This window comes from Streptomyces sp. CA-210063 (genome assembly GCF_024612015.1).
GTDB lineage: Bacteria > Actinomycetota > Actinomycetes > Streptomycetales > Streptomycetaceae > Streptomyces.
This window is the reverse complement of record NZ_CP102512.1, coordinates 10,159,142-10,181,816: the sequence shown is the minus strand read 5'-3', so window position 1 is coordinate 10,181,816 and position 22,675 is coordinate 10,159,142. Positions and strand designations below refer to the sequence as shown.

Annotated in this window: 21 protein-coding genes and 2 pseudogenes; 6 read left to right on the top strand and 17 right to left on the bottom strand. The window is 70.1% G+C overall.

The genetic code is table 11. The annotated features are described in order from the left end of the window. Positions 1-98: 98 nt before the first annotated feature. Positions 99-212: pseudogene (locus JIX56_RS44365) on the bottom strand (IS5/IS1182 family transposase); the annotation flags it as partial. Between JIX56_RS44365 and JIX56_RS44360 the strand changes: the two are divergent. Next, a complete protein-coding gene (locus JIX56_RS44360) occupies positions 168-605 on the top strand; it encodes an ABATE domain-containing protein (protein ID WP_257549664.1) in 438 nt (145 codons plus the stop codon). The pseudogene JIX56_RS44365 and the gene JIX56_RS44360 overlap by 45 nt on opposite strands. 16 nt (positions 606-621) lie before the next feature. Here the strand turns inward: JIX56_RS44360 and JIX56_RS44355 are convergent, their stop codons facing one another. The 4 genes from JIX56_RS44355 to JIX56_RS44340 form a co-directional block, all read right to left on the bottom strand. After that, the gene (locus JIX56_RS44355; RefSeq protein ID WP_257549662.1) at positions 622-1,131 is read right to left on the bottom strand and encodes a winged helix-turn-helix transcriptional regulator; all 510 of its coding nucleotides are present in this window, start codon (positions 1,129-1,131) and stop codon (positions 622-624) included. Positions 1,132-1,719: 588 nt separating this feature from the next. After that, positions 1,720-2,586 carry an alpha/beta fold hydrolase gene (locus tag JIX56_RS44350; protein ID WP_257549660.1) on the bottom strand — a complete coding sequence of 289 codons (867 nt, stop codon included), beginning with the start codon at positions 2,584-2,586 and terminating at the stop codon, positions 1,720-1,722. A 420-nt stretch (positions 2,587-3,006) separates the two neighbouring features. After that, the gene (locus tag JIX56_RS44345) at positions 3,007-3,597 is read right to left on the bottom strand and encodes a TetR/AcrR family transcriptional regulator (RefSeq protein WP_257549658.1); all 591 of its coding nucleotides are present in this window, start codon (positions 3,595-3,597) and stop codon (positions 3,007-3,009) included. A gap of 305 nt (positions 3,598-3,902) precedes the next feature. Then, the gene (locus JIX56_RS44340) at positions 3,903-4,370 is read right to left on the bottom strand and encodes a winged helix-turn-helix transcriptional regulator (RefSeq protein ID WP_257549656.1); all 468 of its coding nucleotides are present in this window, start codon (positions 4,368-4,370) and stop codon (positions 3,903-3,905) included. A 104-nt stretch (positions 4,371-4,474) separates the two neighbouring features. Between JIX56_RS44340 and JIX56_RS44335 the strand changes: the two genes are divergently transcribed. Further along, positions 4,475-4,975: a PaaI family thioesterase gene (locus JIX56_RS44335; RefSeq protein WP_257549655.1), complete on the top strand. Its 501-nt coding sequence runs from the start codon at positions 4,475-4,477 to the stop codon at positions 4,973-4,975. A gap of 184 nt (positions 4,976-5,159) precedes the next feature. Here JIX56_RS44335 and JIX56_RS44330 read toward each other — a convergent pair whose 3' ends face one another. Both JIX56_RS44330 and JIX56_RS44325 read right to left on the bottom strand, forming a co-directional pair. Continuing rightward, positions 5,160-6,221 carry an alkene reductase gene (locus JIX56_RS44330; protein ID WP_257549654.1) on the bottom strand — a complete coding sequence of 354 codons (1,062 nt, stop codon included), beginning with the start codon at positions 6,219-6,221 and terminating at the stop codon, positions 5,160-5,162. A gap of 386 nt (positions 6,222-6,607) precedes the next feature. After that, a complete protein-coding gene (locus JIX56_RS44325; protein WP_257549653.1) occupies positions 6,608-6,919 on the bottom strand; it encodes a hypothetical protein in 312 nt (103 codons plus the stop codon). Positions 6,920-7,732: 813 nt separating this feature from the next. On the opposite strand from JIX56_RS44325, the gene JIX56_RS44320 reads away from it, so the two are divergent. Further along, a complete protein-coding gene (locus JIX56_RS44320; protein ID WP_257549652.1) occupies positions 7,733-8,746 on the top strand; it encodes an NADP-dependent oxidoreductase in 1,014 nt (337 codons plus the stop codon). Positions 8,747-9,069: 323 nt separating this feature from the next. Further along, a complete protein-coding gene (locus tag JIX56_RS44315; protein WP_257549651.1) occupies positions 9,070-10,959 on the top strand; it encodes a propionyl-CoA synthetase in 1,890 nt (629 codons plus the stop codon). A gap of 249 nt (positions 10,960-11,208) precedes the next feature. Here JIX56_RS44315 and JIX56_RS44310 read toward each other — a convergent pair whose 3' ends face one another. Then, the gene (locus tag JIX56_RS44310) at positions 11,209-11,505 is read right to left on the bottom strand and encodes a fibronectin type III-like domain-contianing protein (protein WP_257551472.1); all 297 of its coding nucleotides are present in this window, start codon (positions 11,503-11,505) and stop codon (positions 11,209-11,211) included. A gap of 129 nt (positions 11,506-11,634) precedes the next feature. Beyond that, positions 11,635-12,054: pseudogene (locus JIX56_RS44305) on the bottom strand (glycoside hydrolase family 3 protein); the annotation flags it as partial. A 26-nt stretch (positions 12,055-12,080) separates the two neighbouring features. Between JIX56_RS44305 and JIX56_RS44300 the strand changes: the two are divergent. Then, positions 12,081-12,233 carry a hypothetical protein gene (locus JIX56_RS44300; RefSeq protein ID WP_257549650.1) on the top strand — a complete coding sequence of 51 codons (153 nt, stop codon included), beginning with the start codon at positions 12,081-12,083 and terminating at the stop codon, positions 12,231-12,233. Between the two features lie 6 nt (positions 12,234-12,239). After that, entirely contained in the window at positions 12,240-12,608 is a 369-nt protein-coding gene (locus JIX56_RS44295; RefSeq protein ID WP_257549648.1) for a hypothetical protein, read from the top strand. A 439-nt stretch (positions 12,609-13,047) separates the two neighbouring features. Here the strand turns inward: JIX56_RS44295 and JIX56_RS44290 are convergent, their stop codons facing one another. The 8 genes from JIX56_RS44290 to JIX56_RS44255 all read right to left on the bottom strand — a co-directional run bounded on the left by JIX56_RS44290 (position 13,048) and on the right by JIX56_RS44255 (position 22,665). After that, positions 13,048-14,679 carry a beta-N-acetylhexosaminidase gene (locus tag JIX56_RS44290; protein ID WP_257549646.1) on the bottom strand — a complete coding sequence of 544 codons (1,632 nt, stop codon included), beginning with the start codon at positions 14,677-14,679 and terminating at the stop codon, positions 13,048-13,050. Positions 14,680-15,178: 499 nt separating this feature from the next. Then, positions 15,179-16,711 carry an amidohydrolase gene (locus JIX56_RS44285; protein ID WP_257549645.1) on the bottom strand — a complete coding sequence of 511 codons (1,533 nt, stop codon included), beginning with the start codon at positions 16,709-16,711 and terminating at the stop codon, positions 15,179-15,181. Beyond that, the gene (locus tag JIX56_RS44280; RefSeq protein WP_257549643.1) at positions 16,708-17,223 is read right to left on the bottom strand and encodes an FMN-binding negative transcriptional regulator; all 516 of its coding nucleotides are present in this window, start codon (positions 17,221-17,223) and stop codon (positions 16,708-16,710) included. The genes JIX56_RS44285 and JIX56_RS44280 overlap by 4 nt, the downstream gene beginning before the upstream one ends. A 174-nt stretch (positions 17,224-17,397) precedes the next feature. Then, the gene (locus JIX56_RS44275; RefSeq protein ID WP_257549640.1) at positions 17,398-18,393 is read right to left on the bottom strand and encodes an ABC transporter ATP-binding protein; all 996 of its coding nucleotides are present in this window, start codon (positions 18,391-18,393) and stop codon (positions 17,398-17,400) included. After that, on the bottom strand, positions 18,386-19,417 hold the full coding sequence (locus JIX56_RS44270; protein WP_443031996.1) for an ABC transporter ATP-binding protein: 1,032 nt from the start codon (positions 19,415-19,417) through the stop codon (positions 18,386-18,388). The genes JIX56_RS44275 and JIX56_RS44270 overlap by 8 nt, the downstream gene beginning before the upstream one ends. Further along, complete coding sequence (locus JIX56_RS44265; protein ID WP_257549639.1) at positions 19,414-20,313, bottom strand: ABC transporter permease; 900 nt, start codon at positions 20,311-20,313, stop codon at positions 19,414-19,416. Before JIX56_RS44265 ends, JIX56_RS44270 begins: the two co-directional genes overlap by 4 nt. Beyond that, entirely contained in the window at positions 20,306-21,229 is a 924-nt protein-coding gene (locus JIX56_RS44260) for an ABC transporter permease (protein ID WP_257549637.1), read from the bottom strand. Before JIX56_RS44260 ends, JIX56_RS44265 begins: the two co-directional genes overlap by 8 nt. Continuing rightward, positions 21,226-22,665, bottom strand: coding sequence for a M14 family zinc carboxypeptidase (locus JIX56_RS44255; protein ID WP_257549635.1), 1,440 nt, complete (start codon positions 22,663-22,665; stop codon positions 21,226-21,228). Before JIX56_RS44255 ends, JIX56_RS44260 begins: the two co-directional genes overlap by 4 nt. Positions 22,666-22,675: the final 10 nt, after the last annotated feature.

Sequence of the window (22,675 nt, the reverse complement as noted above, 5' to 3'; positions counted from 1 at the left end):
CGAGCCCGCCCGGGTCACGTGTGACCGGGATCGCTAGTTGGCACTGGGCAAGGTTCGTGACCTGCGCTGATGCCAACTAGGTTCTACCCTGAGCTGCTTCAGCGGTGCCGCTCCAAGGTGAGTACGGCTTTGGCGATTGACCTCATGCGGTTCGGGCTGCAGCGGGCGTGACGGAAGATCCGCCAGGACTTGAGGCGGGCGACGCCACGCTCGGGTCTGCCTGGACTTCGCCAGCACCCTCCGAAGCTGGTGGAGAGCCACTCCAGAGGAGACACTCTGGACCGGACGACCTGATCGGCTGGCTCCCGGAGACCCGTCTGCTCGCACCGGGGACCGTGGCCCCCGCCACGGCAGCCGTTCTCATGTCCGCCCGACGGCTGCGCGAGACGGTGGACCGGGCCGTACTGGCGGTCACCGACAGCCGACTGCCCACATCCGGCGACGTGAGGATGCTCAACCGATCGGCAGCGGCGGCCCCCAGACCCGCCCTGCAACTCGGCATCACCGAGGACCGCCTGCACCACGGCCCCCGCTGCGGAAACCGCACCGAGGTCCGCCTCCATCAGGCGCGTACACGACAGAGCGGCCGTATTACGGAAAGCTGACGAAGGAGTCTTCAGCTCACTCGGACGCCCTCAGGCGAAAGGCTGGGCCGGGGACGCTCTCGATGTCCTTCGCTTGCACCGGGTGGCCTCGTTCGCAGCGAATCTGGACGTCGACGTGCGCGCCGCACTCGCGGTGTCGCGCCAATACCGCCGGCCCCTCGGGGTCGGCGCGGTAACGGTCACCCCACTGGAGCAGCCCCATCACGGCCGGCACCAGATCCATGCCCTTAGGGGTGATCACATACTTCGGCCGACTCCGTGAACCGGGCTCCTTGTACGTCTCGGTCGCCAGGATCCCTTCCTCCACCAGCATCCGAAGCCGCGTCGCCAGAAGGTTACGAGGACAGCCCAGGACACGTTCGAAGTCACCGAACCGGGACGAGCCGTACCACACCTCACGCAGGATCAGGATCGTCCACTTCTCGCCCACGATCTCAAGAGTCCGCGCGATCGAGCAGTTGGACGTGTCCCGGTCGAGTCGGGGGTTCGTGCCGGTGTCTTGAAGAACTTCGCTCAACGCATCCATGGAAGCGATTCTAACCGGGTTTGAGTTTACTTTTAGATACCCAGCCATCGATGCCGCGATCGGTCACCCGACCTGGCCGCGCCGAGAAGCGCCCAGACCGTCCCGCAGAGTCTTTCATCGGGTCGATGTTCACCATGCAGGCGCACACCGAGGGTGCGACGGCCATCGTGGAAGAGAGCGCCGTCCGTCTGGCGCCTGCGGATCCACAGTCCGCTCGCGGCAAGGCCATCGGGCTCTTCACCATGCGTATGGGGACGCTACGACTGTCCCGCGCCCTCGCGACCACAAGTTCGCCGACGAGGTCCTCGAGCAGGGAATCGAGAACGCCCACGCGTTCATGCACTGACGGGAACGACCGAGCCGCAACAGTGTGGTGATCGACCTCCGCCGGGCGATGCGCGAGGGCATTGAGCCGAGCCCGAACGCGATGGCCGTTCCGCGCGTCCGAGCATGGACACTCGCGGCCACTCGCGGACTCGTGATGCGGCCTCTCCTTCCTCGACCAATGACCGGTTGACGGGCGTCGGCCACCGGGCCGGAGAGGCCTCCGACGTCCCCAGCGCACGTGCCGCCCGCCCCTGACACCCACTACCGCTCGAGGAAGTCGAGGGCTTCCGCCACGAACTGCTCGTGGAACTGGAAGATGCCTCCGTGGCCGGCGTCTGGATAGACGACCACGTCGGCGTTCGGCAGTCGCCGGGCCAGTTCGAACGAGTTCTTCGTCGGCACCATCCTGTCGTTGTCGCCGTTCGCGACGAGCACGGGCTGGTGGATGACGGAGAGGTCCTGGGGCTGTGCGAGCCCCCAGCGGTGGATGGCCTTGAGCTGGGCGAAGTAGGACGTGAGGGAGATCGCCTTGTCGCGGTCATGGGTGCGCTCCTTGAGACGGGCCAGGAACTGCTTTCCGGCTCGGCGCCCGTTCACGGTGCGGGTGAAGAAGAGGAACTGCTTCGGGTCCTGGAGCGTGAACAGAGCCCGGACGGTGTCGAGATGGGACAGTCGGCTCACGTTCTTGATGCCCTCACCGCCCGCGGGGCCGGTGCCCGTGAGGATCAGCTTGCGGACGAGCTGCGGTTCGTCCTGCGCGACCACCTGGGCGATCATGCCGCCCATCGAGAAGCCGTGAATGTCGACCTGCTCCAGCCCGAGTCCCCGGATGAAGGTGACGGCATCCTTCGCCATCTCCTTGATGGTCTTTGGCGTCGAGCCGCTGGTAGCGCCGACGCCTCTGTTGTCGAAGGTGATGACGCGATGCCTGGCGGCGATGCCGTCGACGACCCGGGGGTCCCAGTTGTCGAGGACCGCCGCAAGGTGGGTGATGAAGACCACCGGAACACCGGTCTTCGGGCCGAGGTCGCGGTAGGAGAAGGTCACTCCCCCGGCGGTGAGGGTGCGGGTGGGTGCCTCCTTGTACGACGTCACCACGTCGCCTCGTACTCCTTGTGCGTCGTTCACGGCCGTGCCCTTCTGCATGGGGGTTTGCGGACTGCGGCTGCAGTCAGTTCGGTCGACGGCAGAAGGTCCGTAGGAGTCGGAACCCTGTTCGCTCGAGTCCTTCAGCATCACGCCGACCATTGAATTATGACCATACTTTAATGCGCTTGGCAAGAGCTGCGTCGCACACCACCAGGGCGAGGCCCCGCCAGCGAATCGGTTCCCGCCGGAAGTGCGGCGGCACGGTCGGCGCGGTCGGCACGGTCAGGCAGTGAAGAAGTCGGCCACCTGCTGGGCGAAGGGCTTGGCGTACCGGAAGAGGAAGGCGTGGCCGGCGTCGGCGTAGAGCGCACGGGTGGGCGCTCTACGTCAACGGCCTCTGCGCCAACGGCATCGGCTGTTGCCCCCGAGAGCCACAGCCTGGGCCAGGGATGTGGTGCGTCAGACGCGCTGCCCGGCGTCCAGCAGGGCGAGGGCGTTGCTTATCCCCTGTTCGAGGAGCTCATGGGCGAGTCGAGTGTCGGTCAAGGCGCGGGAAAGCTGCAGTGTCCCGGCCATCAGCCCGAGGAGGCTGAGCGCCTTCACGCGTGCGGAGGACGGGGCCTCGGGCGCCATGCGGGCGGCAATGCCGTCGATGAGGACCAGCACGCCGTCGGTGTACGCCTGCCGGGTTGTGTCGGTGCAGCGCCCGATCTCGTCGAGCAGAGCGGCGTTGGGGCAGCCGTCACCAAGGGTGTCGCGGTGCTGGGGCGACAGGTACCCCCGCACAATCTGCTCGAGTCCGGCACGGCCGGGCGCAGCCCGCGCGACGACATTCTCGGCCTGCGCCTTCAACTGCTCGGCGATTGCCGTGGTGACGAGGTCGTCCTTGGATTCGAAGTGAGCGTAGAAGGCCCCATTGGTCAGCCCCGCGTCCTTCATGAGCGTCGAGACCCCCGAGCCGTCGATACCGTCTCGCTTGAACCGGCGGCCCGCCGTCTCGATGATCCGCCGCCTCGTCTCCAACTTGTGCTCTTTTCCGTACCGCACCACAGCACACGCTCCCTCGCCGACCGGAAGGACTGGTTACCCTTCACCGACTTCCCAGTCTATGATATTGCGAACGTAATCCAAAGATACGACAGCGACGACGGTCGGCCCCCTCGTCGCCCGTTGATCTCTGTGGCAAGGACGACGGGGAGCTTCGGGGAAGCCGTCGACCTGCTCGTGTGCGCCGAGATCCGACGCGTGCGCCTGCGGAGCAGGCGATGGCTCCTGGTGCCACCAGGGGCGGCGGAGTGAACGGCATTCGGCTGATGTGTCACCGCTGTCTGACCCACGACCGCGAAGGCGATGGCTCACGACCGGAGGCGGGCGCCTGTTCTCAGCCGGGCGGTGACGTCCCTGGGGGTGAGGGTGGAGTGTTCGGTGGAGCACTCGACGACGACGCGGACGGGAGCGTCACAGTCGGTGTGCCGGACGTCCAGCACGGGGCCTTCGGGGCCGAGGGCGTATGCCTCGCCCCACTGACTCAGCGCCATCAGGACGGGCCACAGGTCCCAGCCCTTGCGGGTCAGGCGGTACTCGTTGCGGGAGCGGCTGCCCGGCTCCTGGTAGGGGACGGTCTTGAGGATGCCGGCCGAGGTCAGCTTGCGGAGGCGGTCGCTGAGGACAGCCTCGGACAGGCCGATGTGGCGGTGGAAGTCGTCGAAGCGGCGGACGCCGTTGACGGCGTCACGCAGGATCAGCAGCGTCCACTTCTCCCCGATCACGTCGAGCGTGCGCTGGACGGGGCAGTTCTCCGTGCTCGCCTCAAGCCACTCCATCCCGCCATCGTACGGGCCTGACTTCGCCATTGACAGTCAGGTGAACAGGAGCCTAGCTTCACTTGAAAAAGTCAGCGGGAAGTCAGAGCGAAGGGCGCCGGACCGTGGGACGAACGCGTACGTATCACTGGGAAGATCCCGCGATCCTGGCGGAGGCCGCCGGGCGCATGGCCGGCATCGACTTCCTGCGCGAGCTGCAGGCGGGGCGAATGCCGGGGCCGCCGATCAACTACACCGTCGACTTCACCCTGGATGAGGTGGAACCCGGCAGGGCGGTCTTCTCTCTGACACCGGGAGAGGAGCACTACAACCCGATCGGCAGCGTGCACGGCGGCATCTTCGCCACCTTGCTCGACTCGGCGGCGGGCTGCGCCGTCCAGTCCACCCTCCCGCAGGGCATGGCGTACACCTCGCTCGATCTGACCGTGAAGTTCTTGCGACGGATCACCGTGGACACGGGCCCGGTGCGCGCCATCGGCACGGTCGTCAACAAGGGCCGCCAAACCGCTCTCGCCCAGGCGCAGTTGGTCGATACGAAGGACCGACTGCTCGCCCACGCCACCAGCAGCTGCATGCTCTTCCCGGTGCCCGCCCCTCAGGTGTGACTCCGCAGGCAGAGCCCTCGGTCGGTGGGTCAGCCGAGACAACAGGAAGTGCATCGATGTTCCGCACTCCGCTCGGCGGCGGCCCGCTGCCCCCTGGGCGACTCGTCGATGGTGAGGCTGGTGTGTGTCGCAGCCATGCCCGGGCGCCCGAGGGGACGTTTCCCTCGGGCGCCGGGTGCTCTGCTCAGGCGGTGTGGAGGGGGTAGTCGGTGTAGCCGGCCGCGCCGCCGCCGTAGAAGGTGTTGGGGTCTGGGGTGTTGAGGGGGGCGTTGGCGCGTACGCGCTCGACGAGGTCGGGGTTGGCGAGAGCCATCGAACCCACGGTGATGACGTCCGCGAGGCCGTCTTCGATGTCCTTGGCTCGGGTGGGGATGTCGGTGCCGGCCCGGTTGAGGAGCAGTGTGGTCGGCCACAACTTGCGGAAGGTGTGCAGGAGTTCATCGTCGCCGCCGTGGGCGATGTGCAGGTAGGCGAGGTTGAGCGGGGCGAGAGCACGCACGAGGGCGGGGTACAGCTCGTGGGTGTCGCTCTCGGCTATGTCGTTGAAGGGGTTGCCGGGGGAGATGCGGATGCCGGTGCGGCCGGCGCCGATCTCGTCGGCCACGGCGGTGGCGACCTCGACGGCGAAGCGGACGCGGTTGTCGAGGGAGCCGCCGTAGCGGTCGGTGCGCTGGTTGGTGTTGTCGGACAGGAACTGGTGTACCAGGTAGCCGTTGGCGCCGTGGATCTCGACGCCGTCGGCGCCTGCCGCGACGGCGGCCGCTGCGGCGCGGCGGAAGTCGTCGACCGTGGTGGCGACTTCCTCGGTGGACAGTTCGCGCGGTACCGGAATCTCCTGGAGGCCGGCCGGGGTGAACATGGCGCCGTCCGGCTGGACCGCGGAGGGGGCCACCGGCTGCCGGTGGTGGGGGGTGTTGTCGGGGTGGGACATACGGCCGGCGTGCATGAGCTGGATGACGAGGCGCCCGTCGGCCTTGTGTACGGCGTCGGTGACCTTACGCCACCCGGCGATGTGCTCCTCGGAGTAGATGCCGGGGGTGAGCAGGTAGCCCTGTCCGTCGGCGGAGGGCTGGGTGCCCTCGGTGATGATGAGGGCGTGCGAGGCGCGCTGGGCGTAGTACTCGGCGTTCAGCTCGGTCGGCACGCCGCCCGGGGTGGACCGGCTCCGCGTCAGGGGGGCCATGGCCAGCCGGTGCGGCAGGGCGATCTCCCCGGTGACGATCGGGTTCCACAGGGCATTCAGCATGGTGATTCCTCAAATCAAGGGAAGGGCGGGAGAGGGCTGGGGGTGGTGGCGGATGCCGCGAGTACCGCGTACGCGGTGGCCAGCCGGATGGGCCGGTGACCTTCCACCATGGAAGGCAGATTGCGTGGGGAGGCAGTCGACGGTGCGGAGGAGCCTCCAGAGCGCATGACCGCCGCCATTGCAGTGCCGAGCCCGGCTGTTTGACCGGGCGAGGGGAGGAAGCCGAGCGCGTCGGCCCTCTCCCGTGCCGGAGGACGCATCGGCCGCGTGAAGCACCGGCCGTACCGTCGTCAGGAATGGGACTCCCGCACCGGAGTCGGAGCGACGGTCCGTCGCGGGAGCGTCAGCGGCCAGCGGCAGCGGTCAGCGGCGGGAGCGATCGGCGGTCAGCCGCGGTAGCGGTCGGCCGGGACCCGCTGCGACAGATTCGGAACGAGCGCCTGACGTGCCTTCTCGAACGACTCCCAGTCGCTGACCTGGGGCAGGGACGGGATGGTGACGGGCTCCCCGGCGTCGAGGCCGGCGAGCGCCGCGTCTACGGCGTCGTCCACACTCATGATCGACTCGTCGGGAAGCGCCTCGAGGTCGACGCCGGAGCCGTCCCAGAGTTCCGTGCGGACAGCGCCTGGCAGCACGGCCTGCACGGTGATGGGGCTCTCGGCGAGTTCCTGCTGCAGGGCCTGGGTGAACGTCAGCACGTAGAGTCACGTGGTCAAGGGGCGTTCGGGCCCGTCGCAAGGGCGGGTCTCCATGCGTCCGCACCCATTTTGCGGAGCCCCGCCGCTGCCGCCGTCCTGGCGTCGGAGCGACGACTGTGCGAGGCGATCGGCCGGGCCGTACTCGCGGCCGCCGACGGCCGGCTGCCCGCATCCAGCGGCCTCACAACACTCAACCGAGCAGCCGAGATCCTCCGGCCCACCCTGCACATGACCAGCACGGACGAACGCCTGGGGCCTGCTGCCCCACGAGCATCGCCACCGATCCCGCAGCCGCGCCGGCACTGACCGCCCAGGACGCCGTCGATCTGCCCCTGTCCAGCGAGATCCGGCGCTTACCCGTCTGCGGCGCGGACATGTACGCCCTGCGCTTCCCGGACCGCTCCCCCACCCACAACCGCCCCCGGCGCCCCACGTCCCGCTGCGGCAATCGCACCAAGGTCCGCCTCCCCCAGGCCCGGGCCAGACGACGCGTTCGAGGTCGCCGAAGCGGGACGAGCCGTACCGGACTTCGCAGGATCAGGATCGTCCACTTCTCACCCACGACCTCGAGGGTCCGGGCACGAGCAGCCCGACATGTCCCGGTCGCGACGGGGGTCCATGCCGGCGTCCTGAAGAGCGTGGGGCCTCGTGTCCATGGGTGATCCCCACCTGCCTGAGTTTACTTTTCCATACTCAGGGAGTAGCGTCTTGGCCAGCACATCAACCCGGCCGCACGCGAGAAACGGGCGCGCAGGGCGACCTGCGCGAAGAATCACATCAACCACCGGAAAACCCACTGGAAAGGCGGCCGGCGTGAAGGCATTCGTCGTCGAGAAGTACGGCAAGGACGGCGCGCGCGCCGCAGAGGTACCCGAGCCCACCGTCGGGGACCGCGACGTCCTGGTCAGAGTGAGCGCCGCCAGTATCAACCCGCTGGACAAAATGGTCCGCAACGGGGAGTTCAAGCAGCTCCTGAAGTACAAGCGTCCGTTCGTGCTCGGCCACGACGTGGCCGGCGTCGTGACGCGGGTCGGCTCCGCCGTACACGGCCTCGAAGTCGGCGACGAGGTCTACGCCCGTCCACGCGACCTGCGGATCGGCAGCTTCGCGGAGTTCATCGCGATCGACATGGACGATGTCGCCCCCAAACCGGCCTCCCTCACCCTCCACGAGGCAGCCGCAGTGCCGCTGGTGGCCCTGGCCGCCTGGCAGATTCTCGTCGACCGTGCCCACGTGAAGCCGGGACACAAGGTGCTCATCCACGCCGGTGCCGGCGGCCTCGGCTCGACAGTCATCCAACTCGCCAAGCACCTGGGCGCCACAGTGGCGACGACCACGAACACCGACACCGAGAAGCTGGTCAGGAGCCTCGGCGCCGACATCGTCGTCGACTACACCAAGGAAGACTTCTCCAAAGTGCTGTCCGGCTACGACCTGGTGCTGGACTCCCTGGGCGGAGCGAACCTCGAGAAGTCGCTGACCGTGCTGAAGCCCGGCGGCCTGGCCATCAGCGTCGTCGGCCCGCCGGACGCCGGCTTCGCCAAGCAGCTCGGCGCCCCCTCCTTCCTGGGCCTGGTCATGAACACCCTCAGCCGCAAGATCCGCAAGCAGGCGAAGGCGCTCGGCGTGCGCTACCAGTTCTTCTTCATGCAGGCCAACGGCTCCCAGCTGCGCAAACTCGGCGCCCTCTACGACAGCGGGAAGCTCCGCCCGATCATCGACAGCACCTTCCCGTTCGACCAGACGCTCGAGGCGATGGCGCACGTCGAGCAAGGCCGCACCAAGGCCGGCAAGGTCGTGGTCTCCATGGGGCCCGACCACGACTGAGACCGGACCGGCCACAGACCCTCCGTCCAGCGCAGTCACCGGAGGGGCGACGACCCGGCGGCGATCCAACGGCGCCTACGGTCGCGTAGAGCCGCCGCTGTAGGCGTCTCGGCGCGCCTTCCGCTCCCGCTTCCGTGACAACCTCGTTGGCGGGGCCCACGTTCCCGTCCCGCCGAAGCGCGCCCCTCCTGCGCGACCGGTCCCTTGCGCGAGGCGATGTCCTGCATCCTGCTCGACCATGCCGGCCGGCATACGGTACTTGTGTCGGACACCGCTCCGCCCGCAGTCCACCACCGTCCCTCGATGCCACAAAGGAGTGCGCGATGGGAACATACGAGGATGCCTTCCGCGCCAGCACCGAAGACCCGGAAGGTTTCTGGCTGAAGGCGGCAGAGGGCATCGACTGGGATGTCGCTCCACGACACGCCCTGGACTCCTCGGGCGCGCCCTTCTACCGCTGGTTTCCCGAGGGACGGCTCAACGTCTGTTTCAACGCGGTCGACCGGCATGTCGAAGCCGGCCGCGGCGACCAGGCCGCGCTCGTCTACGACTCGCCCGTGACCGACACCCGGCGCACCTACACCTACGCGCAGCTGAGGGACGAGGTGGCGGCCTTCGCCGGAGCCCTCGCTCAGCTCGGCGTGGGGCACGGCGACCGCGTGGTGATCTACATGCCGATGGTTCCCGAGGCCGCCGTCGCGATGCTGGCCTGCGCGCGCATCGGCGCGGTCCACTCGGTCGTCTTCGGCGGGTTCGCCCCGCACGAACTCGCCCTCCGCATCGACGACGCCGCCCCCAAAGTGGTCGTCTCCGCCTCCTGCGGCATCGAGGGCAAGCGCGTCATCGCCTACAAGCCCCTGCTCGACCGGGCCATCGAACTCGCCGTCCACAAGCCGGAAAAGCGCGTGATCCTGCAACGCCCGCAGGCGCCGTCCGCGCTGGGGCCGGACGATCTCGACTGGGCCGACCTGGTCGCTACCGCGCCGCCGGCCGACTGCGTTCCCGTCGCCGCCACCGATCCGCTCTACATCCTCTGCACGTCGGGAACGACCGGAAAGCCCAAGGGAGTCGTGCGTGACTGCGGCGGCTACGCGGTCGCCCTGCACTGGTCGATGGGAGCCGTCTACGACGTGGGCCCGGGCGAGACGATGTTCACCGGCTCCGACATCGGCTGGGTCGTCGGGCACTCCTACATCGTCTACGCACCCCTGCTGGCCGGCGCCACGACGGTCCTGTACGAGGGCAAGCCGGTCGGCACCCCGGACGCGGGCCAGTTCTGGCGCATCGCCGCCACATACCGGGCCAAGACCATGTTCACGGCGCCCACCGCCTTCCGGGCCATCAGGAAGGAGGACCCGAAGGGGGCGCTCACCGCCGACTACGACCTCTCCCACCTGCGCTACCTCTTCCTCGCCGGCGAGCGCCTCGACCCCGAGACCTATCACTGGGCGAGCGCCCTGCTGGGCGTCCCGGTGATCGACCACTGGTGGCAGACCGAGACCGGCTGGCCCATCGTCGCCAACCCCGTGGGCATCCAAGCGGCTCCCCTCAAGCCCGGCTCCCCGACCCGCCCGCTGCCGGGCTGGGACGTCCGCGTGCTCGACGCTTCGGGCGAGCCGACGCCCGCGGGCGTCGACGGCGCGATCGTCGTGAAGCTCCCCCTGCCGCCCGGCGCACTCCCCACGCTCTGGAACGACGACGACCGCTACATCGCCTCCTACCTCTCCGCCTACGACGGCTACTACCTCACCGGCGACAGCGGCCACATCGACGACGACGGCTACGTCTTCGTCATGGGCCGCACCGACGACGTCATCAACGTCGCCGGCCACCGACTGTCCACCGGCAGCATGGAAGAGGCCCTGGCCGCCCACCCCGACGTCGCCGAATGCGCCGTCATCGGCGTCGCCGACCAACTCAAGGGACAGATCCCACGCGGCTTCGTCGTCCTGAAAGCAGGCAGCAACCGCGAACCGAGCGAGGTCGAGGCCGAACTCGTCCAACTCGTACGCGAGCGCATCGGCGCCGTCGCCTCCCTCAAGGACGTCACGGTCGTCACCGCCCTGCCCAAGACCCGCTCCGGAAAGATCCTCCGCAAGACCATGCGCGGCATCGCCGACGGCCACGACGAACCCATCCCCTCCACCGTGGACGACCCCAGCGTCATCGAGACCCTGCGCCCGGTTCTCCGCCGCGCCGGGCATACCCCATGAGTAGGTGACTTCCGCCCGGCCACCGGTGGGCGAGCGCGTCCACCGGACTCCGCGCGACACGGCCGGGGCGGGGGCGGTGACGACCGCGCCGATGGCGCGCATCCGGACCTCTGCCGTGCGCAGGCCGAACCGGCGAGCGCGTCCGGATCGTACGGCTTACCGGCAGATGAGCTCCCATGGTTGTGATGGAAAGGGCGCTGCCGCGTCCTGTCAGGTTGGTTGCGGCAGCGCCCCGTCTCAACGGGGCAGTCAGTCCACCGCCGGCACTGTGATCTCGGTTGTCAGGGGGGTCTTTTCCCACGAGCGGCCGATCTCGAGGCGGTATGTGCCTGGCTCGACGGCCCAGGCGTGGCGTGCGGTGTCCCAGTGCCGGAAGACAGCGGCGGGAAGGGTCACCTCGACGCTGGTCTCCTCTCCGGGCCGGGCCTCGGCGGTGGCGAAGCCCGCCAGCCATCGGGAGGGGCGGGGAACTGAGCTGTGCGGAGCGGAGGCGTAGACCTGGACGACTTCCCGGCCCGCCCTCGTGCCGGTGTTGTGCAGCCGCACGGTCAGAGTGACCTCGCCGTCGGGGGCGACGGACGCCGGCGCCTGGGCCTTGAGGTACTGCCAGGTGGTGTAGCCGAGGCCGTGGCCGAAGGGGTAGAGGGGCCTGCGGCCGTCGCGCTGATAGGACCGGTAGCCGATGGACAGGCCTTCTTCGTAGACCAGGACCCCATCCACCGGTGTGGTCGGCGGCAGGTGCTCGGCCGTGGCCGGCCAGCTCATGGGCAGGCGGCCGCCGGGCTCGGTGCGGCCGAGCAGTACATCCGCCAGGGCGTGGCCGAACTCCTGGCCGGGGAACCAGGTCAGCAGCACGGCGGGTACCTCGTCGGCCCACGGCACCAGCACGGGCGCACCGCTGTTGACGACGACCACGGTGCGCGGGTTGACGGCGGCGACGCGGCGGACGAGCTCGTCCTGGCGGCCCGGCAGGGCAAGGGAGGCGCGGTCGAAGCCCTCGCTCTCCACCTCGGCGGTGGTGCCGACCACGACCACGGCGACATCCGCCTGGCGGGCGAGCGCCACCGCCCGTTCCAGCTCTTCGTCCTCCGGCGGGGCCGGGGCTGGAGGAGGAACTCCAGATGGGTGATTGCCACGTCGAAGGACAGCCCGCCGCCGGAGCGCAGGTCGTGGTACAGCACGAGATCGACCTGCTGGCCTGCCTCGAGTACCAGGGGCGCGGCATGCTGCGGTGGGCAGGAGGTCGCCTCGGCGGGGTCCGCTCCGGGCCGTAGTGCGAGTTGTTCGTCGAAGACCGGCCGGTCGTCCACGGTGAGCCGGAACCGGCCCACCCCGCCGGCGCCGACGAGGTACTCGCCCGTCGTGGCGGCGCGCAGACGGGCGTGGACCTCGAGGGTGGCGATCTGGTCGGTGGGCAGGTCGCTCATCCGCGGGCCGAGCCAGGTGAACTTGCCGGTGCGGCGGTACTCACTTCCCAGCAGATTCCCGTCTGCGGCCCGGAAGCGGACCTCCACACCGTCCGAGTCGCCGCCCGGTACGCGCGTCAGTCCCGGGACGGCCGGGGTAAGCCGGGTCAGCGTACGAACCCCCGGCGCGTACTCGACCTGGACGGTGTCGCCGAGCGCGGCGCGAAGGCCATCGAGTGGTGAGACGACGTACGGCGGGAAGACGGTGGCGCTGCCGCCGCCCAGCGTGCGGCCGGCAGCCGCATTGGGGCCGGCCGAGCACCGCGACACGGCCTCGGAGTTCAGGACGCTGCGGCGGCCTGGAGCATCTACCAGCGGGCCGAAGCACACGGCGTCGGCCAGAGCGTCGACTGGCCGCGCAGCACCGGAGGTGCGGAATGAGCGTCAATGGCCCCCTGGTGAGTCCGTTCGTCCTCAAGAACCTGCCTCTGTGCAACCGCAATCATCTCCCGCGTCGACCACGCCACCGGCCTGCCCCGGTCCGACGGCACGGGGCCGATGCGCGGACCGCTTGTCCTGCGCCGGCCCGACGATCAGAGGCCCCCTACGAGGCCGCACGCGCCTGCGTGGGCAGATGTCCCACACGTAACTATGGCTCGTCCGGATGCAAACGGTATCTGGCTCATCGCACCGGCGGGGGGCCCTCCTTCGGTCGGCCCCGGACGCCGGGTCGCTGCTGCCAGGGCCGGGGGCCGGACGGCGGGCGGTATTCGACGCCGAGTGCGTCGAGCCGGGCGTAGTGTGCGGCGGCCATCCGCCGATCGAAGTCGGCGAAGTCGCGCTCGAAGGACGGAGGAAGAGGGCGCCAGGCGACCTCGGCGAAGGCCGACAAGCGAGGAAAGACCATGTAGTCCACGGCCCGGGCCGAGTCCATCGTCTCGGTCCAGACGTTGGCCTGGACACCGATGACATGGGCGGCTTCTGTCCTGCTCAGGGAGTCGGGCACCGGTTCGAAGCGGTAAACGTCCTCCAAGGTACGCACATGGGCGATGGGAATGGGCTCGCCGGGGCCGCCGGCCTGCCGCCAGTCGAGGTAGACATGCTCCTGCGGGCACATCACGACGTCGTGGCCCGCGCGGGCGGCGGCGATGCCGCCCGCGTACCCCTGCCAGGACGACACCACCGCGCCCGGTGCCACGCCGCCCTCCAGGATTTCGTCCCAGCCGACAAGCCTTCGACCCCGGTCGGCCAGCCAGCGGTCGAAGTGGTGGATGAACCAGCTCTGCATCCCAGCCTCGTCCGTCAGGCCCAGTTCACGGATGCGCCGTTGGACGGTGGGGCTGGCCCGCCACTGCTCCTTGGCACACTCGTCACCGCCGATGTGGACGAACTCGGACGGGAAAATGTCCAGGACCTCGGTCAGGACGTTCTCGTAGAACGCCAGCGTGGCCTCGGAGACGTTCAGCACGTCGAGGCTGATGCCCCAGTCTTCCCACGGCGTCAGCGCGGTGGTGTCGACGACATCGGTGTTGCCCAGTTCCGGGTAGGCGGCGATGGCTGCCTGCGAGTGGCCCGGGATGTCGATCTCGGGTACTACGGTGATGTGCCGCTCGCCGGCGTAGGCAACGATTTCACGCAGGTCGTCCTGGGTGTAGTAGCCGCCGTGCGGGCGCTCGTCCCACAGCGGGCTGTCCTCGAGCCCGATCCGGCTACGGGCGCGCCATGACCCCACCTCGGTGAGCCGGGGATATCGGTCGATCTCGATCCGCCAGCCCTGGTCGTCCGTCAGGTGCAGGTGGAGCACATTCAGTTTGTGGGCAGCGAGCAGGTCGACATATCGCAGAACCCCGTCTTTTGGCATGAAGTGCCGGGCGACGTCCAGCATCATGCCGCGCCACGCGAAGCGCGGGGCGTCCGCGATCCTCACCGGTGGCACTGTCCAGGGCCCGTCACGCAGCGGGGCACGCCGGAAGGCATCCGGGCCGAGCAGTTGCCGCAAAGTCTGGGCACCCCAGAAGACCCCGGCCGGGCCACCGCCCTCGATCAGCACGCCGGAGGCATCCGCGACCAGTTCGTACGCCTCGGGGCCGAGCGCCACGAGCCGCTCGGTGACCTGAAGAGTGACGGCCTTCTTTGTTCCGGGCGTCGCGGGCTCCAGCGGCAAGCCCGTTGCGGTGCCGAGCACGGAGCGCAGCCAGCGGGCGGACGTGCCGCTCGCCGCGTCAGCCGCTACCTGGGTGCCGAAGCCGAAGACGAAGGGGCCGCCATCCACCGAGCCGGAACGGATTTCGCGGGGTGCGGGAACGAGATCCATGCAGAGCCGACCTTTCGGATGGAGACCAGGGCAACAGTAGACGCGGGCCGGAAGATGCGAGAAGCCTGCCCAGCTTCGTACCCGGCCGGCCAGGCAGGAGTCGAGTGGACGCTGCCGTGAATCGAGAACTCATGAACCGCGGAGTCCCGTACCCCCGGGACCGCTCGAACGCGGCCCGAGCCAGGTACATCGAAGTGATGCGCCGTCACCTTGCACCTTCTGGGAGGGCGTCAAGGCCGACGGCGGCCTCGCCTACGGCGGTTCGTTCATGAGCCTGGCCCACGGCTGGTCCACCGCGCCCACCTCCACCCTCGCCTTCGACGTACTCGGCACCGCACCGGAGTCGGCCGCCGGCGCGTACCGCTTCGTCCCGCACCCCGGCGACGTGACCAGCGCCGAGGCCGCATCACCTCGGCCCGGCCGGCTATGCCACGGCCTGCTCGGACGAGGCCGGGACGTGCGCCTTCAGCGGACAGCAGACCGTCAGGGGGGGGCTACGTCACCTCCTGGGGGTGCCAGGGCCGTGGGTCCAGGTACCGGCGAGCATGGTCGCGTGCACCGGCATCTCGCGCAGTGTCCGGGCGTCCGCGGTGAGCGGGTCGGTGTCGGTGATCACCAGGTCCGCCCGGTCGCCGACCCGGATCAGCCGCCGCTGCCGGGACGAGCCGGCGAGGGCGTCCGCCATCGGTATCCGCTGCTCCGGGTGCCATGGCGGGCGCTCGTCGCCGGTCCGGGTCACGGCGGACGCCATGGTCAGCCAGGGGTCGAGCGGCGCGACGGGAGCGTCGGAGCCCAGCTCCAGGACGGCTCCGGCGGCGAGCAGGTCGGCGAAGGCGTAGGCCCGGTGGGTCCGGCCCGCCCAGTGCCGGTCGGCGACATCCCGGTCGTCCACCGCGTGGGTGGGCTGGACGCTCACGGTGACGCCCAGTTCGGCGAAGCGCGGGATGTCCTCGGGGGCGAGCAGCTGGCCGTGCTCGATCCGGCCGTGGCAGCGCACCGCCTCGAAGGCGTCGAGGGCCATCTCGTTGGCGCGGTCCCCGATCGCGTGGACGGCGGGTTCGATCCCGTGGGAGGAGGCGCGGCGCAGCAGGGACACCAGCTCGTGCGGGGGAATCATCTCCAGTCCGTGGGAGCCGGGCTCACCGGGGACCGCGGCCGGGTACGCCTCGTGACACAGCGCGGTGCGGGTGTTGAGCGAGCCGTCGACGAGCAGCTTGAACGGTCCGACCTCCAGGAGCCCGCCGGGTGTGTCCAGGGTCTGGCCGGTGCGGAGCCCTCGGCCGATCGCCGCCTCCAGCTGCGGGGACCAGATGGAGGCGGCCACCCGGAGCGGCACCGCGGCGTCGTTCATGCGGCGGGTCCAGTCCGCGATGTTGTCGGCGAACTCGAAGTCGACGATGCCGGTGATGCCCCGCGCGGCGGCTTCGGCACAGGCGTCCCGCACCCATGCGTCCGTCAACTCCACCGAGGCGGTGGGGAGTTTGCGCATGGCCTGCATGCACTCGTCCTCGCGGAGCAGCCCGGTGGGGTGATCGCCGCGCTCCACCAGGGCCAGTCCGGCCGAGTTGAGCCAGGCGCAGTGCAGATCCATGCTGATCAGCAGGGCGGGGCGGTCAGGGACAAGGGAGTCCAGCAGGTCCTTGTGGGGCGCGTCCGGCCACAGTCCGTCGCGGAAGCCGTGGCCGATCACGGGCTCACCGGCAGGCAGGGCGGCGGCCCGCCCGCCGACCGCGTCCGCGGCCTCCCGCGCCGAACGGGCGCCGGACACGTCGAGCCGACGCCGCAGACCCGCCCACTGGACCATGTGGACATGCGAGTCCCACAGCCCCGGCAGCAGGGTGCGGCCGTCGAGGTCGACGCTCTGCCCGTCGGCGCGCGGGGATTCGCCCGCCGCCCAGACGGCCTTGACGCGGCCGGACCCGATACGGACATCGCTCAGCGGTCCGCCTGCCCCGAGGTGGACCCGGCGCAGGGTGAGCGGCTCGGCGTCGGCCGTCCGGGTGCCGGACGCTGCGCTGGTCGTGGTGGTCACGGCTTCCTCCGGATGTCGCGCATGGCGCGGGCGAGTTCGGGACCGGCGTACGGCCGGCCGGTTTCGAGGGCCTCGGCAAGGCGGAGGACGACTTCCTCGCGTTCGTCCTGGCTGAGCTTCGCCTTGGCCGTCACCGTAGTGGCGGGCAACCGGAATCCGGTGACGGCGACGGCGACGGCGATGCGGTGGGCGTAGGCCTCCACCCGGGCCAGCCGCCACGGTTGGGGAAAGCGGTCCTCGAAGTGGTCGACGGTGGCGGAGAGTACGTCGTAGGTGTCCGCCGGGCCGAGGACTTCGGGGCGGCCGTGGACATGCAGGACGGTGAAGTTCCAGGTCGGGACGTGGGGCGTCTCCTCGTACCACGTCGGCGAGATGTAGCCGTGCGGCCCCTGGAGCACGACGACCACCTCGTGGGAGCCGAGTTCGTGCTTCCTGGCGTCGGCCCTGGCGAGGTGGCCGAGGAAGGCGGGGACCGCGTCCGCGGTGTCCTGCGGCGAGTCCTCCACCAGCACCGGGAGGGGGAGACGACCAGTCCGTGGCCGGCTGTATGACTGATCAGGGTTGCCCAGGGGTGGGCCCGTGCGAGGCCTCGGATCCACCCGGGGTCCTCCACCCGGAAGATCTCCTGCTCCAGCATGTGCGCTGTTCCGTCCTGTCAGTTCTCGTCAGGGTCTCGTCAGGTGTCGTCAGTGTTCGGGGAAGTGGCAGGAGACCTGTCGCGGAACGTCGGTCGTCGGTGCGGCCGGCTCCGGCCGCTGCCCGGCGCAGATCTCCTGGCTCTTCCAGCAGCGCGTGTGGAAGGCGCATCCGGCGGGCGGGCGGGTCGGGCTGGGAGGGTCGCCCTGGAGCACGATGCGGCCGGTGGCGCCCCGACGGCGCGGGTCCGGATCGGGTACGGCCGACAGCAGCGCCCGGGTGTAGGGGTGGGCTGGGCGGGAGTAGACGGTGTCGCGGTCGCCGTACTCGACGATCCGCCCCAGATACATGACGGCGACCTCGTCGGCGACCTGCCGGACCACCGCCAGGTCGTGCGCGATGAAGACGTAACTGAGTCCGAACTCCCGCTGCAGCTCCTTGAGGAGGTTGATGACCTGTGCCTGCACGGACACGTCGAGCGCCGACACCGGCTCGTCGCAGACCAGGATCTTCGGGCGCAGCGCGAGCGCCCGGGCGATGCCGAGGCGCTGGCGCTGCCCGCCGGAGAACTGGTGCGGGTGGCGGTGTGCGTGCCCCGGGTCGAGCCCGACCATCTCCAGGAGCTCGCGGGCCCGGGTCGCGCGGTCCTGCCGCGGCATCAGGTCGCGGTGGATGTCCAGGGGTTCACGGACGATCTCCAGCGCCGTCATCCGGGGATCGAGCGAGGTGTACGGGTCCTGCATGACCAGCTGGATGTCACGTCTGCGGCGGCGCAGTTCGGCCGACGACAGCCCGAGCAGGTCACGGCCCTCGACCCGTACGGTGCCGGCCGTCGGGCGGTCCAGGGCCATCAGGAGGCGGGCGAGGGTCGACTTGCCGCAGCCGGACTCCCCGACGAGACCGAGGGTCGAGCCCCGTTTCAGGGTCAGGTCGACGCCGTCGACGGCCTTGACCGTGGCCCGGCGCCGGCCCCCGAAGGGCAGAGCGCCGACCTTGAAATGCTTGACCAGGCCGCGGGCTTCCAGCAGCGGAGGGTCGTCAGGCACCGGAGACCTCCAGCGGATAGTGGCAGGCGACGAGCCGTGCGGGTGGGGCCGGGAGCAGGGCGGGCGGTTCCGTCGCGCAGCGGCCTTGGGCGTCGGAGCAGCGGACGTGGAACGGGCAGCCAGAGGGCAGCAGCCCGGGGCCGGGCGGGCTGCCCGGGACGGGGGTGAGGTCGGTGATGTCACCGTCGAGGCGGGGTACGGCGGCGAGCAGCCCTCGGGTGTAGGGGTGGGCGGGGCGGTCGTAGAGCTCCTCGACCGGTGCCTGCTCCAGGATGCGCCCGGCGTACATGATGGCGACCCGGTCGGCGGTGCCCGCGGCGAGGCCCAGGTCGTGGGTGATCAGCAGCAGCGCGGAGCCGGTCTCCTCGCGGAGTTCGGCGAGCAGTTCCATGATCTGCGCCTGCACGGTGACGTCCAGGGCGGTCGTGGGTTCGTCGGCGATGAGGACGTCGGGGCTGAGAGCCACCGCCATCGCGATCATGATCCGCTGGCGCATGCCGCCGGAGAACTGGTGCGGATAGTCGCGGCAGCGGCGGGCCGGGTCGGGGATGCGGACCCGGGCCATCAGCTCGACCGCCCGGGCGTGGGCCTGGCGGCGGCCGACGTGCTCGTGGGCTCGTATCGTCTCGGCGATCTGGTAGCCCACGGTGAGGGTGGGATTGAGGGCGGACAGGGCGTCCTGGAAGATCACGGCGATGTTCTTGCCGCGCTGGGCCCTGAGCCGGTCGGGTGGCAGCGTCAGCAGGTCCGTGCCCAGGTGGCGGGCGCTGCCGCCGACGCGGGCGGTGGTGGCCGGGAGCAGCCCCATGACGGCCATCGCGGAGATGCTCTTGCCGGACCCGGACTCGCCGATGAGCGCGAGCGTCTCCTCCTTGTGGAGGGTGAACGAGACTCCGTGGACGACTCGTTGGGAGGCCTGCCCGCCTCGGGACAGCAGGTCGACGGTCAGGTCCTCGACGTCGAGGAGCGGTACGGCGTCCGGTCGCGGGGCCGGTTCGGGGGTGTGCGCGTCCATGGTGGTCACCGGCCTCTCGGGTCCAGGGCGTCACGCACGGTGTCGCCGAAGGTGATGAGTACGAAGACGGTGAAGGAGAGGAACAGTCCGGGGAAGATCAGTAGGTGCGGGTGGGTCTGGAAGGAGTTCTGGGCTCCGGCCAGCTGAAGTCCCCAGGAGATGGAGGGCGGTTGCAGCCCGACTCCGAGGAAGGTCAGTGCGGACTCGGCGACGATCACGCCGCCGACGGTGATGGTGGCGAGGACGAGGACCGGCGTGAGGGCGTTGGGCAGGACATGCCTGACGGTGATGTGCCACTGGCTCGCGCCGAGGCCGCGGGCCATCACCACGTAGTCGGCCTCGCGCACCGAGCGGACCGACGCCCTCACCACCCGGGTCATGGTCGGCCAGCCGAACAGCGCCAGGACCCCGGCCACCGTCGGGACATCGCGGGTGGTGACGCTGTTGAGGACGACGATCGCGCCGAGCAGGAACGGGAAGCCGAGGAAGACATCGGTGACCCGGGCGATCACGCTGTCCACGACGCGCCCGGCCATCCCGGCCAGGCAGCCCAGGACCAGCGCGACGGCCAGGCCGCAGCCGGTGGCGAGCAGGCCGACGCCGAGTGAGGCACCGGCCCCGTGGATGACGTTGGCGTACAGGTCGCAGCCCTGGACGTCGTATCCGAAGGGGTGGCCCGCGGTCGGTCCAGCGGCGCTGTGGCCGAGGTCGCAGACGGTCGGGTCCCCGTGGCCGAACCAGCCCGCGAAGAGCTCTGGCGCCGCGGCCACGAGGAGCAGCAGGAGGACGCCGCCGCCGGTGAGGAGGAAGACCGGCCTGCGGCGGAGCGTGTCCCATCCCGCGCCGGAAGCGGTGTCGAAGGCCGGTCCTGAAGCGGAGACCGGTGTGATCACGGTGTCAGTCATGGCGGATCCTCGGGTCGAGGAGGCTGTTGAGGAGGTCGACCAGGACGCTCGCGGCCAGGAAGATCAGGATCAGGGCGGTCGACACGCCCACCACTGTCGGCCCGGCGTGGGCGCGGATGGCCTGGAAGAGCAGCTGGCCGATGCCGGGGAGGTTGAAGACGCCCTCGATGATCACGGTGCCGCCGAGCAGGTAGCCGAGGTCGATGGCGAGGTAGGTGACGGCCGGGACGAGGGAGTTGCGCAGGACGTGGATCCCGACCACCCGGCGCCGGCTGAGTCCCTTGGCGACGGCGGTGCGGGCGTAGTCGGCCCGCAGGTTCTCGATCACCTCGGCCCTGACCAGCCGGGACACCGACGCGAGACCGAAGGCCGCGACGCACAGGGCCGGCAGCAGATAGCCGGTCGGCCAGCCGTCGGCGTTGCCGGCGACCGGGAACAGTCCCAGCTTCACACCGAGGACGACCTGTGCGGTGTACGCGAGGACGAACACCGGCACCGAGGTGGCCCCGATGGTGAAGGCGAGGACCGTGCGGTCCGTCCAGGTGCCCCGGCGCAGCCCGGCGAGCACGCCGAGCCCGATACCTACGACCGCCTCGATCCCCCAGGCGGTGAGGGCCAGCTTCAGGGTGACCGGCCAGCGGTCGGCCATCTGCTCGGCGACGGAACGCCCGCTGAAGTCGGTGCCGAGGTCGCCGTGCAGCAGTCCGGCCAGGTAGTGGCCGTACTGGGACAGCAACGGCTCGTCGAGGTGGTGCTGTTCGCGCAGCGCCCGCTCCACGCTGGGAGCCAGCGGCCGGTCGCCCGCGAGCGCGGCGATGGGGTCGCCGGGCAGGACGTACGTCATCGCGTAGATGACCAGGCTGATGCCGAAGAAGACGACCAGCGCCTCCAGGAGCCGGCGTATCAGGTACCTCATCCGGGGTCTCCCGTGCTGTCACGGGCGGCGCGGGCGTGGTCCGCGGCGGCCAGCAGCGCCCCGTACTGGATCCCGGCCAGCGTCGAGATCGGGATCGGGTCGCCCGTGGCCGGTTCGGCCTCGCGCTCCCAGGTCTCGTACGTCTCCAGCAACTCCCGGTGGCACCGCCGTACTTCGGGGGTGGCGGTGCCCGCGACCACTTCCGCGTTCAGGGCGCGCAGCAGCATGCCCCCGAAGCGGACGCGGAGGCTGTGCGCACCGGCCTCGCAGTCGAAGCGTTCGGACACCGTCGCGGCCCGGTCCGGGAGCCCGTCGGCACGAGCCGATTCCATCGTGGCGAGTTCGGCCAGCGAGGGGACGAAGTCGCGGACCGCCCGCAGGAAGGGGGAGGGGATCGTCAGGTGCGGGTGCGCCGCGTCGAGGATGCCGCCCAGGAACGTCCCGGCCTCTCCGAGCGCCCACGCCCGGCCCCTGACCACGTCGGCGTACCGCACCTCGGTGGGTGTGTTGTCGTCGGCGTCCGGGTGGCTCCAGTGCGGGACTTCGGTGACGAAGTAGAAGGTGCCGTAGCGCTCGGCGTACGCGGCGCTCGACGAGCCCGCGATCTTGGCGGCGGCGTCGACGCCGAGCCCTTCGAGGTAGTCGTACGCGTCCTTCATGTCGATGCAGCCGTAGACCGCCGGGGCGTAGACCGGGGCGTGCGCGGCCTCGGGCTCGCCGGTCGCCAGCGGCATGCCGAGGGAGGCCGGGATCTCGGCCAGGACCGCGTACAGCTCGGGAGCCGGGCGGTTCATGTAGTAATAGACGCCGCCCGCCTCGCAGTTGTGCAGGGTGGTCAGAAAGCGCGGCCGGGTGGCGTCCAACAGGCGCATCAGCGCCAGGGTTTCGGGCAGTACGCGGTCGAACCACGCCTTCTTGTAGGCGAACGGGAAGGTCCACTCGACCTGTTCGTCGCCGGCGGGCCGGTAGAAGTGGCGTCCATAGTTCCGCTTGTCGGCCGGGGTGGCGAACCAACCCTCGTTGAGCCGGGCCCCGTCCGGATCGATGCAGGGCACGATGTGCCAGGCGCCGCCGAAGTGCGCACGCAGGGCCGGGCCTTCGCACAGGGCGGTGGCCAGGTGCAGGGCGGCCACCGCGCCGACGGGCTCGTTGGGGTGCACCCCGCCGACGACGACGTATCCACCGCCCTCGTCGCTCCCGAGGCTCGCGGGGCCGTCGCCCACCGTGAAGCAGTACAGGGGTTCGCCGAGGGTGGAGGTGCCGATCCGGCTCTCGGTCACCAGGCCGGGATGAGCTTCGGTCAACTCCCTGAAGGACACGAGGAGTTCGTCGACGGCCGGGTAGGCGTGCGTCTCGGGGACGGTCGCCGCGTGCCGTACCCAGTCTCCGGGGGACGGCACGGCGGGGGCGGACTGCTCGGATGTCGTGGCTGTCATGCGGGTGCGG

Excerpts from the sequence above, each read along its gene's own strand:
- JIX56_RS44355 (WP_257549662.1), bottom strand. The coding sequence starts at position 1,131 with ATGGATGCGTTGAGCGAAGTTCTTCAAGACACCGGCACGAACCCCCGA.
- JIX56_RS44340 (WP_257549656.1), bottom strand. The coding sequence starts at position 4,370 with ATGGAGTGGCTTGAGGCGAGCACGGAGAACTGCCCCGTCCAGCGCACG.
- JIX56_RS44330 (WP_257549654.1), bottom strand. The coding sequence starts at position 6,221 with ATGCTGAATGCCCTGTGGAACCCGATCGTCACCGGGGAGATCGCCCTG.
- JIX56_RS44315 (WP_257549651.1), top strand. The coding sequence starts at position 9,070 with ATGGGAACATACGAGGATGCCTTCCGCGCCAGCACCGAAGACCCGGAA.
- JIX56_RS44300 (WP_257549650.1), top strand. The coding sequence starts at position 12,081 with ATGGGTGATTGCCACGTCGAAGGACAGCCCGCCGCCGGAGCGCAGGTC.
- JIX56_RS44290 (WP_257549646.1), bottom strand. The coding sequence starts at position 14,679 with ATGGATCTCGTTCCCGCACCCCGCGAAATCCGTTCCGGCTCGGTGGAT.
- JIX56_RS44265 (WP_257549639.1), bottom strand. The coding sequence starts at position 20,313 with ATGACTGACACCGTGATCACACCGGTCTCCGCTTCAGGACCGGCCTTC.
- JIX56_RS44260 (WP_257549637.1), bottom strand. The coding sequence starts at position 21,229 with ATGAGGTACCTGATACGCCGGCTCCTGGAGGCGCTGGTCGTCTTCTTC.
- JIX56_RS44255 (WP_257549635.1), bottom strand. The coding sequence starts at position 22,665 with ATGACAGCCACGACATCCGAGCAGTCCGCCCCCGCCGTGCCGTCCCCC.